Below are 14,998 nucleotides of genomic sequence, written 5' to 3'. Positions count from 1 at the left end.
AAAGGACACAAAGTTTTATAAGCTGTAGATCAAAAAAAACTCAGTTTCTTAACGACTTAGCACCTAAGTCACTCAGAACCTTCAAAAAAATCTGGACCATACGCAAAACTCAAAACTGGATTACTAACATGATCCACAACTACTTACCTTTGCACTTATGAAAGATATGATAATTTCCAATTTAAAACAGGTTCATGACCGCATTCAAAATGCTTGTAAACAATCAGGCAGAAACCAATCGGATGTACAATTATTATTGGCTACTAAAACAGTTCCAGCCGAAAATATACGTATAGCCATAGAAGCTGGTGAAACTTTAATTGGCGAAAATAAAATGCAGGAATTACGAGATAAAGATTTGGTATTAAAATCATTAAATATCGAACGTCATTTTATAGGGCATCTGCAAACCAATAAAATAAAAGATGTCCTGAAATATGCTACCTGTATCCAATCTTTAGACAGAATTAGTTTAGCTCAGGAATTAGACAGACAATTACAAAAACAGGGCAAAAATATAGATGTATTTGTACAAGTAAACACTTCCTATGAAGAAAGTAAATTTGGGCTTTTACCCAATGAAGTCACTGCATTTATTAAAGAAATAAAAAAATACGATACGCTAAAAATTAAAGGCTTGATGACAATTGGATTACTAGATGTACAAAAAGAAAAAATGCAACCTTCACTTAGATTATTACGAGAAATAAGAGATGAAATTTATGCCGAAGGAATAGAAGATCAGCACAAATTACTACTTTCCATGGGAATGTCACAAGATCTTGAACTAGCGATAGCCGAAGGTTCAAATATGGTGAGAATAGGCACATCGATTTTTGGAAACCGATTTTTAGGAAAAGAAATCTGGAATGAGAATATTGCAGAATAAACCATAATTTTGCATCAAATAAAAATCAGATGAATCTATACGAACTTACCGTAAACGATACCGAAAAAGTAGCTTTGAATGATTTGCTTTTCAGCGAAGAAAACAAAGCCGCTTTAACACAAACGATTAAGGAGCATCAATATCTTGATGAACTAAAAAAATACAACCTTAAAGTAGATAATAAGATATTTTTATACGGGCATTCAGGTTGCGGAAAAACAACCACAGCCAAAGCTATAGCAACAGCCTTGAATAAAAATATCGTAATAATAAATCTAAGCACATTAATTAATGCCCGAATTGGAGAAACTTCCAGAAACATAAAAGCTATATTCGATAAGGCAATTCGAGAAAGAGCCGTTTTATTCTTGGATGAATTTGACCAAATAGGAAAAAGTCGTGAAAGTGATGATAAGGACGTGGGTGAAATGCGAAGACTGGTAAACACAATCATTCAGTTAATTGATTATTTTCCAGATGATAGTCTGTTAATATGTGCAACAAATCACTATAATATCATAGACACAGCATTATTGAGAAGGTTTCAAATACGATTGAAATTTGAAATGCCCAACGAGAAAGAATTAGATATCTATTACGATAAATTACTAGCTTCATTCCCACTACATCTACAAGAAATTCCGCGTAAGTATAAAATCTCTTATGCCGAAACCAAAGACTATATCAATACTACAATGAAAAAACAAATCATAGAAGAATTAGAACTTCAGAAATTATTCTAACCATATTAGCGGTATAATTTAACATAATTGCACGAATTCACTTTAATGGATTGGTGCAAATTTGTGTTTATTTCTTTTCAATAAAAACTCTCCTCTCTTATTTTTCCTATTCTAATCATAGCCCACGATTTCAACCGTGTGGTACGGATAGTGAAAATGCATTGCGCTCCAACGGTTGAAACCGTGGGCAATGTCAATAACATTTCATTTATGTGTACAATCCGTATTTTGGGTTTGATTCGCATTGTCTGTTCAACATCATTTGAGCTTCCAAACATCAAAAAGGCAAAATTGTATCTGCTCTATTAAAAACTGTAAAATTTCGAAAGAATTTTGACTTTAAATTCCTTTCAAAAACTACCATAAAAGCCACAAATACCTCATTATACAACTGACTATTAAACAGTTTACTCTAGCCCTACTATCTTAAAATTTTGCTAAATGCATCTTTCAATATTGACATATCGGAAAAAGTCGATATATTTGCACTATGGAACATATCGAAATATTCAAAGCATTATCAAACAAGTCCCGACTACTTATGTTGGAATGGCTAAAAGAACCAGAAATTAACTTTCCGAAGCAACAAGCTTGTGGCTTTGAACATGGTGTATGTGTGGGAGAAATACAAGCCAAATCTGGGCTTACACAATCGACTGTTTCAGAATATTTGTCTATTCTTCAACGTGCTGGATTCATAGAATCAACTCGTGTTGGGCAATGGACCTATTACAGACGCAATGAAAAAGCATTTGTAGAACTAAGTAAAATAATTGAATCGAATTTATAAAAAAGAATTAATATGAGTACAGATAGTTTATTTACGCCTTTTAAATTAAAGACGCTAGATCTTAAAAATAGAATTGTAATGGCGCCTATGACGCGCTCATTTTCTCCTAACGGAATTCCTACAGACGAAGTAGCAAAATATTACCAAAAAAGAGCCGAAGGCGAAGTAGGTTTAATTTTATCAGAAGGAACTGTAATAAACAGACCTTCATCATCAAATGATGCTAATGTGCCTCACTTTCACGGTGATGAAGCACTTGCAGGATGGAAAAAAGTAATTGATGATGTTCATACTGTTGGCGGAAAAATGGGACCTCAAATTTGGCATATGGGTATCATGGATAATCACCATTCAGGATGGGTACCTCCTGTACCTTTTGAAGGACCATCGGGATTAAATCGACCAGGTTTTAATAATGGTAATACCATGACGACAAAAGATATCGAAGATACTATTCTAGCTTATGGACAAGCTGCTGCTGATGCCAAAAGATTAGGTTTTGACTGTGTCGAAATACACGGAGCACACGATTATCTTATAGATCAATTTTTCTGGGATGCAACAAATCACAGAACCGATGCTTACGGAGGTAAAACACTTGCCGAACGTACTCGTTTTGCTGTAGAAGTTATTAAAGAAGTAAGAAAACAAGTAGGAGAAGATTTTGCAATAATCATCAAACTTTCGCAATTTAAACCCGCAGATTATACCTATAAATTAGCAAAAAATGCTCTAGAAATGGAAGCTTGGCTTGCTCCTCTAGTAGATGCAGGTGTAGATATTTTACATTGTTCGCAACGTCGTTTCTGGGAACCAGAATTTGAAGGTAGCGATCTAAACTTTGCTGGGTGGGCGAAAAAAATTACAGGAAAACCAACAATTACAGTAGGTTCAGTTGGGCTTTCAAGTGATTTCTTTGGTGCATTTGCAGGCGAGAGTTCACAACCAACATCTCTAGACGAATTGACTAGACGTATGGATAGAGGTGATTTTGATCTTGTAGCAGTTGGAAGACCACTACTTTCAGATCCAAAATGGGTTGCTAAAATAAAACATGGAAAAACCGAGGAACTAAAAGGTTTTACCAAAGAAGCGTTAGCCCAATTAGTTATTGAATAAATTACAGAAACCTGTACACGTTTCTTACGAAAGCTGATTACTTTCACCCATTTAAGTAATCAGCTTTCATTTTTTTTAAAAGGCTCTGGCGACCGAAGCTCTAAGTCACCAAAAAACAGATATTAATAATTTAATTTAGCTTCAAACTAAAACTTTGCGAACTTTGCGGTTAAACTTAGCACAAAATATTAAAATAAAACACCATGGAAATAATAGGAACACCTAAAATGAAAGTAGAAGTTTGGAGTGACATCATGTGTCCGTTTTGCTACATTGGAAAACGAAATTATGAAACTGCACTTACTAAATTTACTGACAATAAAGACATAGAAATTATTTGGAAAAGTTTTCAACTTGATCCAAACATTCCAGAACAATTCGACCAAAAAGAAAATGTTTACCAATATCTTGCTAACAGAAAAGGTATCAGTTACGAAGATTCAGTAAGAATGCATCAAGGAGTTGTTCAAACTGCAAAAAATGCAGGATTAGACTATAATTTTGATAATGCCGTTATCGCTAATTCATTCAATGCTCACCGAATGATACAATTAGCAAAAACAAAAGGGCTTGGAGATCAAGCTGAAGAACGTTTGTTTTTTGCTTATTTCACTGAAGGAAAAAACTTTGGAGACGCACAAGTTTTAGAAGAATTAGGAAAAGATATTGGCTTAACAGCCGAAGATGTAAAAGAATCTCTGACTGATAACCAATATGCTGATAAGGTAAAAAGTGATGTTCAAGAAGCTCAAGACCTTGGTATAAATGGAGTTCCATTTTTCATTTTTAATCGTAAATATGCCATAAATGGAGCACAATCTCCAGATACATTTTTACAAACATTAGAAAAATCATTTGGAGAATGGAGAAAAGATAATCCAGTTACAAAATTGGACATAATCGATGGTCAATCCTGTACTCCAGATGGGAATTGTATGTAAAATTAATTTAATCCAAAAATCATATTATAAGTCTTCAGTTTTTAAATTAAAGCTGAAGACTTGTTATTTTATACTAATTGGTGAAAACTCCTTTTTTGAATTAACGATTAAGAATTCCCAGCTGGACATCATATTTATAGAAATTTAATTTTGCCTACAAAAGAAACCTCATCGAGGTGATACCTACAACAATCACAAGACAAACAATAGATATCGCTCCGAAGGAGCTTCAATTGGAAAACGTATATATTTGCTATAAACATTCCGCTCCACTGGAGCTTTGAATTACAAAAACAAATTATAGATTGTTTACTCCATATAATCTTCACAAATCTATTTATTAAAATTTCACAGGATTGTTGCTACTCTTTGTCAAAGTCCTAGCGGGACGTCATATTTATAGAAATTTAATTTTACCTACGATAGAAACCCCAGCGGGGTGATACATACAACAATCACAAGACAAACAATAGATATCGCTACTGCAAAACGTTCAAAATAAAGCTTTATTTTTCTTAATCTCTTAATGGTTACTTATTTTTCTACAGATAAGGCAATACATTTAAATCTAAATCATTAAATTTATTATTCTAAAGTAAAACTTTAACTTTAAGGTTTTCATCAAATAAAATTCTGGATATGAATAATAGTGATAAAATAAGAAAGGTTGCCATTGTGGGATATAACAGGATTCCTTTTGCAAGAGCAAATACTGCTTACGCAAAAGTGGGAAATCAAGACATGATGGTTGCTGCCCTCAACGGACTTATAGAGAAACACAAACTACAAGGCAAGCTGCTGGGAGAAGTTGCAGGAGGAGCTGTGATAAAACATACTTACGATAGCAACCTTATAAGAGAATGTGTCATGAAAACTTCATTAAACCCCGCTACTCCTGCTTGCGACTTACAGCAGGCTTGTGACACAGGAATAGAAAGCGCGATATATATTGCTAATAAAATAGCTCTAGGACAAATCGAGTCTGGAATTGCAGGAGGCGTTGATTCTATAAGCGATATACCAATGGCAGTAAGCGAGAATTTAAGAAAAGTATTGCTTGATGCTCGTAAAGAAAAATCATTGGGAGGAAAAATAAAACAGTTTTTTAAACTACGCCCAAAAGATTTTACGCCTTTGGTTCCTAGAAATGAAGAATCTCAAACGGGACTTTCTATGGGTGGACATACCGAAATCACAGCCAAATATTATAAAATACTGAGAGAAGACCAAGACAATCTAGCACTGAAAAGTCATTTGAATATGGCAAAGGCTTATGATGAAGGTTTTTTTGATGATATGATTACTCCTTTTCAAGGTCTTGACAAAGACAATAATTTAAGAAGAGATAGTACTCTCGAAAAACTAGCTAAGCTCCCTCCTGCTTTTGATAAAACAAATGGAACACTCACAGCGGGTAACTCTACTCCTCTTACTGATGGTGCGTCTTGCATCCTTTTGGCTAGCGAAGAATGGGCAAAAGAACACGGACTTCCTATTCTTGCCTACATTACTTTTGCAGAAGTTGCAGCCATCGAATATGTCAAAAAACAACAAAATCTTTTATTGGCTCCCTTATTTGCCGCAAGCAGAATGCTTGATAAAGCAGGGCTGACTCTACAAGATTTTGACTATTATGAAATTCACGAAGCGTTTGCAGCACAAGTTTTGGCAACACTAAAAATATGGGAAAGTCCTGAACTAAGTAAAGAATTGGGATTAAAGAAAAGTCTTGGTGCAATCGACAAAAATAAACTCAATGTAAAAGGAAGCAGCCTAGCAGCAGCACATCCTTTTGCAGCTACTGGCGGAAGAATAATTGGTGTAATGGCAAAACTACTTAATGAGAAAGGTTCTGGAAGAGGTTTTATATCGATTTGTGCTGCTGGTGGACAAGGAATTACAATGATTATAGAAAAATAAAACAAATGAAAAATACACAACAGTTTGCACAAATATTCTTAAGATTGGCTTTAGGAATTGGTTTTATATTACCTGTAATGGATCGCTTAGGAATGCTTGGAGCTCCGGGAGAACCTAACGTTGGATGGGGAAATTGGACTAATTTTGTTGATTATACGAACTCCTTAATGCCTTACCTAAACCATGATATTGCCAATGTTATGGGAATAATTGCAACACTGGCAGAAGTACTATTTGGTGTATTATTAATTATTGGTTTTAGGACTAAATTAGCTGCTTATGGAAGCTTTCTATTAACATTATCATTTGCTTTAAGCATGCTTATTTTTGCAGGATACAGAGCGCCATTTAATTATTCTGTATTTACTGCAAGTGCAGCTTCCTTACTATTGGCATCAATTCCATTTTATAATTGGAGTATCGACAAATTACTATCTAAAATGAAATTAATCGTTTTATAAATCAACTGCATTTCGTCATTGGAATTGCCTTCTGCTTGTTTTTAAAAAGATGATGCGAATTAAAAACAAGTACTGAGATAAAAATAATACCGTATGATAAAATCTGCAAGGGTCCACTTTGTTCATGATATACAAAAGTTGCTAACCCAAAAGCAATCATTGGATTAATATTCAGTAACATTCCAACTGTAGATGAATTAAGCCCTGTAAGAGCAAATAAATTCAATAACAATGGAAAAATGGTAAAGCCAAGAGCAATGATTTCAATACACAAATAAAACTTAAATTCAGTAGGAACAGGTCCGCTGTAAGCAGGGAAAAACGGCAATAAAAATAACGCCGATAAAGTTATATGAAAAGTAAGCACTATAAATTTATCAAAACCAACATTAACTCTTTGGCTAACTAAATAACTCGCATAAGTTAAACCAATAATGATACTAAAAAACATATCCATAATATTAGCATACGATAAAAGTAAGCAGCCTGTAATGCTCAATCCTACCGATACCCATTGTGTTTTCGATAGTTTTTCATGCAAAATAAAATAGGCCAATAATGTAGTTAGGATTGGACAAACCAAATAAGCAAGCGATGTAGCTTTAACACTCACATGATTCATCACATAGATAAATGTAAACCAATTGGCAGTCAAAAAGATACTTCCTCCAATATTCAATAAAATAGTTTTACGCTTTTTCTCTAGAGGCAATGCTTTAAAAGTAGCAACAGCTTCTTTAAATCTTTTTCTTTTAAAAAGAAAAGTTATTAGCAGTAATAATATACTACAACTAAAAACACGATAAAACAAAATATCCAACGATGCATAGGAATGTATCGGTTTTAATACCAAACTAAAAAAACCCCAAATTGTATATGCAGTAATGGCTGCCAAGTAATATTTTGTGTTCTTCATGGAGAGTTTTTATTTACCTTTTGTAATACTGCAAATTTCTAGAAAATAAAATAGCAATACAGATACAGTTTTATTAAATTGCAGCATAACAGTTATCATTTTTAAAATGAAAAAATCCAACTATCTATATCTACAATTTGCTGATCGAATTGAAAAACAAATAAAATCAGGTCTTTTTAATGTTGGGGATAAACTTCCTTCAATACGAGAAATATGTGCGGAAACTGGATACAGTATGAGTACAGTAAGTAAAGCTTATTATGAGATAGAAAGTCGCTCACTTATAGAGTCCAGACCACAATCTGGTTATTATGTAAGTAATATTTCATCACGAACGATAGCTGAACCTTCGCCAAGCAGCCCTAGAATAAGCAGTGCCAATATTGAACGGGAAGACCTAATCGATCTTGTTTATGGTAGCATGATGGATAAAAATGTGACTATGCTTTCGTTGGGTTTTCCATCTAATGAGCTCCTTCCTATTACCAAATTGAACAAAGGAATGATACAAGCTATAAGACAGTCCCCTAATAGTGGTACTTGCTACGATGAACTACAAGGAAATCTAAACCTCAGAAAAGAAATTGCCAGATGGTCCTTTACTTGGGGAGGTACATTAACCGAAGACGATGTAATTACAACATCTGGTTGCATAGGAGCTATATCGCATTGTTTAATGACATTGACCAAACCTGGTGACACAATTATCACAGAAAGTCCTGTATATTTTGGAATTTTACAATTGGCAAAATCTTTGGGGCTATATATAATGGAATTGCCTACCAACATGACCACAGGAATAGAGCTTGATGCACTTAAAAAAGCACTTGCAACCAAAAAAATCACTCTTTGTTTATTAATGAGTAACTTTAGTAACCCATCGGGAAGCATGATGCCTGTGGAGCATAAAAAAGAAGTGGTTCGGTTAATGGAACATTATAACGTGCCACTTATTGAGGATGATATTTATGGTGATATGTATTTTGGAACAAGCAGACCAACTAATTGTAAAACCTATGACGAAAGCGGCATCGTGCTTTGTTGCAACTCTGTATCAAAATCGCTAGCTCCTGGTTATCGTGTAGGTTGGGTTTCGCCTGGAAAGTTTAAAAAAGAAATCTTACGCACCAAGCTTTATCACACCGTGTCTTCTACCACTATAACGCATGAAGTAGTTGCTGATTTTCTCAAAAATGGCAGGTACGAAAATCACCTACGTAAAATTCGCCAAATTTTGCATCATAACAGTATTAATTATATCAATACAATACTGGAATCTTTTCCTGCAGGAACCAAAGTGAGTCAACCTCAAGGAGGATTTTTTCTTTGGCTGGAATTGGATAAAAAAATTGATACAGCCGTTTTTTATCATCTGGCTATGGAACACAATATTAGCATAGCTCCGGGTCGTATATTTTCATTTCAAGATCAATTTTCTAATTGCATGCGCTTAAGTTTTGGATTGCCATGGAGCAATGAATTAAGACAATCCATACAAACATTAGGCAAGTTGGTTGGTAAAATGTGATTCCAAAAATGAGATTTAACACATAGAAATTTCTATTTAAAATAAAACAGCTTCCTCCCACATACCGATTGGTATTTGTTTATTATATTTGCTCTATAATTTATTCAAAAATCGAATAGAGCTATGAATACTTCTGAGTTTATATTAGATAAAGTTGCCCCAATTTTTAATAAACAGGGCTATATAGGTACGAGTTTATCAGATATTACAAATGCGACTGGACTTACCAAAGGGGCAATTTATTGTAATTTTTCTAATAAAGAAGATTTAGCTTTAAAGGCTTTTCAACTCAATATAAGCATAGCCATAATACCGCTCTTTAAACTAATTGCTACCAAAGAAGGCAGTATAAACAAACTCCACACAATAACTAATTACCAACGCAGTTATTATAATCTGGTTAAAGACAGAGGCGGTTGTCCAATGCTTAGAGTTGGTGTTGACACAAAATTTGTTAATCCATTATTGTTTGAAGCAGCTGAGAAACTTTCTCAAAAATTCATTAATGGACTGATTGATATTCTAAAAAAAGGGATTGAGTTTAATGAAATAAAATCAGAGATTGATGTAAATAAATATGCTCAGATAATTTTATCACTAATAGAAGGAAGTTCCCTTTTGGCTTTCACCCACAATGATGAAACCTACATAACCAATGCTATGGACTGCATTGATAACATGATAATAGAAACTATAAAAAAGTAAAAAAATTTAACTCACTAAATACCAATTGGTATGCGGTGTAATTTAACAAAAAATGGAAAAAGTACTAAAGACAAAAAGAAAAATCAGATTTCAGGATTGTGACCCATTCAATCATTTAAACAATGCAAAATATTTGGAATACTTCATTAATACTCGTGAAGATCAAATTGCAGAACATTATGGTTTGGATATATTCAAACTTATGAAAACATCGGCGCTGAGCTGGGTTGTTGCGTCAAATCAAATAAGCTACATGAGACCTGCATTTACAATGGAAACAGTTCTGATAGATTCTCAATTAATTCAATATACAGATAATGTCCTATTGGTAGAGATGAAAATGTGGAATGAAGATGAAACTGAACTAAAAGCTGTACTATGGATTAAGTTTATTCATTATAGTTTTCAGACAAAAAAAGTGGCAAATCATGCCGATGATTTAATGCAATTATTTCAAGCTGTAGTCGTTCCTGTTGAGCAAACTATTTTTGAGAATCGTTATATGGAAATCATCAAAAAGCTAAAAGAAACAGCTTAAGACTTTCAAATTACTATAATTAAGACTAGAACTAACAAAGGTTCTGAACTTTTGAGTCAAATAAGATATAAAACACATTTGCCCTTCAAACGAAGGACAAATGTGTCTAAAAAATTTGTTTAATCTATAGCCTTTATACACAGCTACAAAAGCTTACAATTAACGATTACCTTAATATTGGTGCTGCTAAACAACTTTCGGGAATATCAAATGCATTGACTAATGAGACTGCATCTGGTCTGATATCCCAGCAAAGCTGATTGACCATTTTACGAATAGCCTTTGTTTTTACAGCTTCCATATATCCATCTTCTAGATACCAGCCTTTATTCTTCTCTATTTGAGCAAGAGCATACAAATGACATAATTTTGCTAGGATATCTTTAACGTTTTTATCTTTAACAGACTCTACAGCAATTTGAAACTGCTCTAAAACAATTCGTTCTAAATACGCTTGAGCCACATCAATCATTTGGTGTTGTACCACATTAAAAGCATCGTAAGGCTCTAATCCACTATCGATAAGTTTTTTTATACGCTTAGCTGCAGATGCCAATGTTGTTTTTTCCCGGTGCTGAAATGCCAATAAATGAAATTCGTTATCAAGCAAATGTGCATCATCTGTTTTACGTGTTGCAATTGGGTTTTTCTCAGAAAGCACAGTTTTAGCATTTTCATAAACATAATTAATAATTCCCATTGCTCCCATTTCACCAAATGATTTTCTAAATTCAGATAAACGATTTTTAGCTACCAATTGCATTAACACGGTATTATCCCCTTCAAAAGTGGTATAAATTTCGGTATCATTTTTTAAAGCATCGATCCTATTTTCAGACAAATATCCTTTACCTCCACATGCTTCACGGCATTCTTGTAAAATATCTCTCGTACTCCATGTTGAGTAGGATTTCATTCCGGCAGCAAGCGCTTCAATTTCCTGCATTTCTGATTCTTTCTTATTCAGGAAACGATTGGTAAGATATTGCAAAGCAAAATGTACTGCATAAGTTTTTGCTAATTGAGGAATCAATCTGCGCTGATGCATACGATAGTTTAAAATAGGAACTTCTGAACCTCCTTCAGGTCCAAATTGTCTGCGTTGATCGCTGTATCTAATTGTAATTGCCAATCCTGATTTGGCTGCTGCCAATGCGGAGCGTGGAATTCCTATTCGACCTCCAACCAATGTTCCAAGCATGGTGAAAAAACGTCGGTTATCACTCGGTATCGGACTTTCGAATTCTCCTTTTTCGTTCACCGAAGCAAACCTGTCTAACATATTCTCCTTAGGGATAACCACATTATCAAAACTAATTGTACCATTATCCACTCCGTTTAACCCCATTTTATGTCCACAATCTCCAATAGTAACTCCTTTTATGGTAGTGCCATTTGTATCCCTTAAAGGCACGATAAATGCGTTTACACCGTAATCAACATCATTGATTATCAATTTGGCAAAAACAGTTGCCATCTGCCCATGAACTGCTGCATTACCAATATATTCCTTTTGCGCATTTACATTTGGTGTATGAATAGTAAATGTCTTGTGATTGTGATTGTAAGTTGCAGTAGTTTCAAGTCCCTTAACATTCGAGCCATGATGCGTTTCTGTCATAGCGAAACAACCAGACAACTTAAGTGAACCAATGTCTCTCAGATATTTACTATAATGCTTTTCTGTTCCCAACGATTGTACACTCATCCCCCAAAGTCCGAATTGTACACCAAATTTTATTACTAAACTTAAATCATGGTAACTTAGCGTTTCCATAATAGCAAAATAATCGGCTATGTTTTCTCCTCCACCATATTCCTTTGGATATGCCATATTACCAAGGTTTTCTTTAGCAAGGATTTTACACCATTCATATACTTTTTCGCGATATACATTAATATCTGTTGTCGTTTCATAGGCAAATTCAGGTTTACTTATAACTGATTTTACTTTTTTTATGATTGAAGCTTGCTCTCCATCAAGAATCTCCGTTAGTTTTGTGGCGTCAAAACTGCTCTCCGTTTTATAATTTGAAGTAAATGACGTTGCTCTTTTTTTAAAAGCCCCAATAGCTTCTTCCCCAAAAACACCAAGATCATTTTCTAGTTTTGTAAAAACTGGTTCTAATTCCTTTAGACTCTTATCATCACCCGAAAGGGCAACAACAATATCAAATATAGATTTAACAGACTGTTTGTCCTTAATACTTTTCTCAATGTCTTCCTTCCATTTTGTAAGTTGTTCTCTTGAAGGAGGTATAGAAATATCTATTTTCGAAAGCAACTCTTCTTGTTCTTGTTTAGAAAGCCAGTTTTGCGAACGAATAAATTCTTGTAAGGTTACAAACTCTTTTTGTGTTAAAAGGTCATCTGACCAAACAAGATAAAAAAGAGGTATAAAGGATTTGAGTCTTGAATTTTCCATAGTAAGCTTAATTTTTAACTTTTGTTAAATTAATGAATTTTACTAACTAAAGTGCGTTAAGAATCTCACAATTGTTTTTTATGAAATGCTATTCGAGATAAACAAAAGAATTGTGTTTCTTTAATTCTTTAGCTATTTACTTTGCTATTCATCATTTTGCTAACTATAGTAATCATTGTTTTTCTAGGTAACAATCTTGGTAAAAACGATTGTAAATAATTTGCAGTACCAACAATTTTAAAGCTTTTATTTTTTAAGAGTGCCGAAATTCCTTGTTTAGCAACTGTCTCTGGAGTGTCTGCAGCCATCCCTTTAGTATTTGCTTTTGCAACCAATTGAAAGCCTGTGGTAGTATTACCTGGGCATAATGCCGTAATAGTAATGCCATGCTTAGAATATTCTCCGTACAATGCTTCTGAAAAATTTAATACGAATGATTTACTTGCACAATATGCTGCAACATATGGGCATGGCTGTAATGCTCCTGTTGAGGCTACATTTAGTATTCCACAATCTCCTTTTTTCAACATATCAGGTAATACCAGATGACATAATTTGACTAATGCATTAACATTAATTTCAATCATGTCTTCATAATCTTCTATACTCTCGTCTAGAAAATTTACCCATTTGCCAAATCCTGCATTGTTTACCAACAAATCAACTGATAATTTGGCTTGTTTAATCTGATTGTATAATTTTTGTGGAGTTTCTTTATCCAAAAGATCTCCTGTAAATACGGTTACTTTTACATTATACTCTTTAGTAATTTTTCTGGCTATTACTTGTAGTTTGTCTTCAGATCGAGCAGTTAATATTAGATTTGCTCCTTGTTTTGCTAATTCATAAGCAAATGCTTCGCCAATACCAGATGATGCTCCGGTAATAAATGCAGTTTTGTTTTTTATCGTTTTCATTTCTTTAATTATTTCTGATACAAAATTCAGTAATAACCAAAGCAATCTACTTGATGTATGTTAGGAAATTATTTGTTTACGAATTCGGCTTAAACTTTCAGGTTTGATTCCTATAAACGACGCTATATATTGAAGCGGAACATTTTGTATCAGCGCAGGATTATCTTTTAGGATTTTGAGATACCGTTTCTCAGCAGATAACGTGATGATATCATTTGTACGCTGCTCGTTATAAATTAAAGATTTTTCATAAATAATTCTGGCAAAATCAGCCCACTTTTGGCTTTTATGGCATAACGTATCAAAATCCTTTTTGGTAATTCGCAGTACTTCGCAGTCAGTCAGACACTCAATGTTATCTACCGCAGGAATACCTGTTGCAAAGCTATTAAAAGAAGTAATAAACCCAGACGGACAATTAATATGTGTAGTTATCTGATCCCCATTCTGATTGTAAAAAGCCCTGATAAAACCCAAATTAATAAAATATAAATATTGAGCTACCTTATTTTCCTTTTCTAAGATTTCTCCTTTACTACAACTTACTGGTTCAAAAAAACTTTCGACCAAAATCGTATCTGAATTATCAATTGTAATAATCCCTGCGACAAGCTCAAGTAGTTTAGTATACATTATCAGTTTATTGTTTTAGTAAATTACTGTAAAACTACAAACTCTTTCTGAGTTAAAAGGTAATTCATTCATAACGACATAATAATTTTTAAAACGAGAAATTATTATTTTAAATAAACTAAGAATATAAAAATCTTTATTTTTATAGTTGTTTTCTGAAATAAAATTTAATAATAACCAATAAACCATCATTTTATGTCATTTCAAGGATACTTAAAAACAATTAAAGAAAAAACAGGCAATGGTCCTGCCGAATTTAGAACTTTGGCAGAGCAGAAAGGATTTACATTAAGCGGAAAACTTAAACCCGAAATAAAAGCTGGCGATATTACAAACTGGCTTAAAGAAGATTTTGATTTAGGTCATGGGCATGCAATGGCAATTTATGCTCTGCTCAAAGGGATTAAAGATGAGAATAGTAAATGAAGGTTCAAAGATGCAAAGGTTCAGGTTCAAAGCTAAAAAACATCGTA

At 33.6% G+C, this 14,998-nt stretch carries 15 protein-coding genes; 11 read left to right on the top strand and 4 right to left on the bottom strand.

Annotated elements, in window-relative coordinates:
• Positions 1-157: 157 nt before the first annotated feature.
• The 7 genes from OIU80_RS12570 to OIU80_RS12540 all read left to right on the top strand — a co-directional run bounded on the left by OIU80_RS12570 (position 158) and on the right by OIU80_RS12540 (position 6,863).
• Positions 158-889, top strand: coding sequence for a YggS family pyridoxal phosphate-dependent enzyme (locus OIU80_RS12570; protein WP_264287355.1), 732 nt, complete (start codon positions 158-160; stop codon positions 887-889).
• 29 nt (positions 890-918) lie between these two features.
• A complete protein-coding gene (locus OIU80_RS12565) occupies positions 919-1,632 on the top strand; it encodes an AAA family ATPase (RefSeq protein WP_264287354.1) in 714 nt (237 codons plus the stop codon).
• 490 nt (positions 1,633-2,122) lie between these two features.
• On the top strand, positions 2,123-2,422 hold the full coding sequence (locus tag OIU80_RS12560) for an ArsR/SmtB family transcription factor (protein WP_264287353.1): 300 nt from the start codon (positions 2,123-2,125) through the stop codon (positions 2,420-2,422).
• A gap of 12 nt (positions 2,423-2,434) precedes the next feature.
• Positions 2,435-3,541: an NADH:flavin oxidoreductase gene (locus OIU80_RS12555; RefSeq protein ID WP_264287352.1), complete on the top strand. Its 1,107-nt coding sequence runs from the start codon at positions 2,435-2,437 to the stop codon at positions 3,539-3,541.
• 203 nt (positions 3,542-3,744) lie between these two features.
• The gene (locus tag OIU80_RS12550; protein ID WP_264287351.1) at positions 3,745-4,482 is read left to right on the top strand and encodes a DsbA family oxidoreductase; all 738 of its coding nucleotides are present in this window, start codon (positions 3,745-3,747) and stop codon (positions 4,480-4,482) included.
• A gap of 639 nt (positions 4,483-5,121) precedes the next feature.
• A complete protein-coding gene (locus OIU80_RS12545) occupies positions 5,122-6,402 on the top strand; it encodes an acetyl-CoA C-acetyltransferase (RefSeq protein ID WP_264287350.1) in 1,281 nt (426 codons plus the stop codon).
• Positions 6,403-6,407: 5 nt separating this feature from the next.
• Positions 6,408-6,863: a DoxX family membrane protein gene (locus tag OIU80_RS12540; protein WP_264287349.1), complete on the top strand. Its 456-nt coding sequence runs from the start codon at positions 6,408-6,410 to the stop codon at positions 6,861-6,863.
• A 1-nt stretch (position 6,864) separates the two neighbouring features.
• On the opposite strand, the gene OIU80_RS12535 is transcribed toward OIU80_RS12540, so the two are convergent.
• Positions 6,865-7,779 carry an EamA family transporter gene (locus OIU80_RS12535; protein WP_264287348.1) on the bottom strand — a complete coding sequence of 305 codons (915 nt, stop codon included), beginning with the start codon at positions 7,777-7,779 and terminating at the stop codon, positions 6,865-6,867.
• Positions 7,780-7,885: 106 nt separating this feature from the next.
• Here OIU80_RS12535 and OIU80_RS12530 point away from each other — a divergent pair, with 106 nt between their 5' ends.
• The 3 genes from OIU80_RS12530 to OIU80_RS12520 all read left to right on the top strand — a co-directional run bounded on the left by OIU80_RS12530 (position 7,886) and on the right by OIU80_RS12520 (position 10,550).
• Positions 7,886-9,307: an aminotransferase-like domain-containing protein gene (locus tag OIU80_RS12530; protein ID WP_264287347.1), complete on the top strand. Its 1,422-nt coding sequence runs from the start codon at positions 7,886-7,888 to the stop codon at positions 9,305-9,307.
• A 123-nt stretch (positions 9,308-9,430) separates the two neighbouring features.
• The gene (locus OIU80_RS12525; protein WP_264287346.1) at positions 9,431-10,012 is read left to right on the top strand and encodes a TetR/AcrR family transcriptional regulator; all 582 of its coding nucleotides are present in this window, start codon (positions 9,431-9,433) and stop codon (positions 10,010-10,012) included.
• Positions 10,013-10,064: 52 nt separating this feature from the next.
• A complete protein-coding gene (locus tag OIU80_RS12520; protein ID WP_264287345.1) occupies positions 10,065-10,550 on the top strand; it encodes an acyl-CoA thioesterase in 486 nt (161 codons plus the stop codon).
• Positions 10,551-10,716: 166 nt separating this feature from the next.
• Here OIU80_RS12520 and OIU80_RS12515 read toward each other — a convergent pair whose 3' ends face one another.
• The 3 genes from OIU80_RS12515 to OIU80_RS12505 form a co-directional block, all read right to left on the bottom strand.
• A complete protein-coding gene (locus OIU80_RS12515) occupies positions 10,717-12,975 on the bottom strand; it encodes an acyl-CoA dehydrogenase family protein (protein WP_264287344.1) in 2,259 nt (752 codons plus the stop codon).
• A gap of 128 nt (positions 12,976-13,103) precedes the next feature.
• On the bottom strand, positions 13,104-13,892 hold the full coding sequence (locus OIU80_RS12510; protein ID WP_264287343.1) for an SDR family NAD(P)-dependent oxidoreductase: 789 nt from the start codon (positions 13,890-13,892) through the stop codon (positions 13,104-13,106).
• A gap of 60 nt (positions 13,893-13,952) precedes the next feature.
• Entirely contained in the window at positions 13,953-14,525 is a 573-nt protein-coding gene (locus tag OIU80_RS12505; RefSeq protein WP_264287342.1) for a Crp/Fnr family transcriptional regulator, read from the bottom strand.
• Between the two features lie 195 nt (positions 14,526-14,720).
• On the opposite strand from OIU80_RS12505, the gene OIU80_RS12500 reads away from it, so the two are divergent.
• A complete protein-coding gene (locus OIU80_RS12500) occupies positions 14,721-14,951 on the top strand; it encodes a DUF4287 domain-containing protein (RefSeq protein ID WP_264287341.1) in 231 nt (76 codons plus the stop codon).
• Positions 14,952-14,998: the final 47 nt, after the last annotated feature.

Origin of the sequence: Flavobacterium frigoritolerans (assembly GCF_025847275.1) — a bacterium.
In the GTDB taxonomy this organism is placed as follows: domain Bacteria; phylum Bacteroidota; class Bacteroidia; order Flavobacteriales; family Flavobacteriaceae; genus Flavobacterium; species Flavobacterium frigoritolerans.
Note: the sequence above shows the minus strand (reverse complement) of the source record. Positions and strands in the feature narration are given on the sequence as shown.

Coding starts and splice junctions, on each gene's coding strand:
- OIU80_RS12570 (WP_264287355.1), top strand. CDS start 158: ATGAAAGATATGATAATTTCCAATTTAAAACAGGTTCATGACCGCATT.
- OIU80_RS12565 (WP_264287354.1), top strand. CDS start 919: ATGAATCTATACGAACTTACCGTAAACGATACCGAAAAAGTAGCTTTG.
- OIU80_RS12560 (WP_264287353.1), top strand. CDS start 2,123: ATGGAACATATCGAAATATTCAAAGCATTATCAAACAAGTCCCGACTA.
- OIU80_RS12555 (WP_264287352.1), top strand. CDS start 2,435: ATGAGTACAGATAGTTTATTTACGCCTTTTAAATTAAAGACGCTAGAT.
- OIU80_RS12550 (WP_264287351.1), top strand. CDS start 3,745: ATGGAAATAATAGGAACACCTAAAATGAAAGTAGAAGTTTGGAGTGAC.
- OIU80_RS12545 (WP_264287350.1), top strand. CDS start 5,122: ATGAATAATAGTGATAAAATAAGAAAGGTTGCCATTGTGGGATATAAC.
- OIU80_RS12540 (WP_264287349.1), top strand. CDS start 6,408: ATGAAAAATACACAACAGTTTGCACAAATATTCTTAAGATTGGCTTTA.
- OIU80_RS12535 (WP_264287348.1), bottom strand. CDS start 7,779: ATGAAGAACACAAAATATTACTTGGCAGCCATTACTGCATATACAATT.
- OIU80_RS12530 (WP_264287347.1), top strand. CDS start 7,886: ATGAAAAAATCCAACTATCTATATCTACAATTTGCTGATCGAATTGAA.
- OIU80_RS12525 (WP_264287346.1), top strand. CDS start 9,431: ATGAATACTTCTGAGTTTATATTAGATAAAGTTGCCCCAATTTTTAAT.
- OIU80_RS12520 (WP_264287345.1), top strand. CDS start 10,065: ATGGAAAAAGTACTAAAGACAAAAAGAAAAATCAGATTTCAGGATTGT.
- OIU80_RS12515 (WP_264287344.1), bottom strand. CDS start 12,975: ATGGAAAATTCAAGACTCAAATCCTTTATACCTCTTTTTTATCTTGTT.
- OIU80_RS12510 (WP_264287343.1), bottom strand. CDS start 13,892: ATGAAAACGATAAAAAACAAAACTGCATTTATTACCGGAGCATCATCT.
- OIU80_RS12505 (WP_264287342.1), bottom strand. CDS start 14,525: ATGTATACTAAACTACTTGAGCTTGTCGCAGGGATTATTACAATTGAT.
- OIU80_RS12500 (WP_264287341.1), top strand. CDS start 14,721: ATGTCATTTCAAGGATACTTAAAAACAATTAAAGAAAAAACAGGCAAT.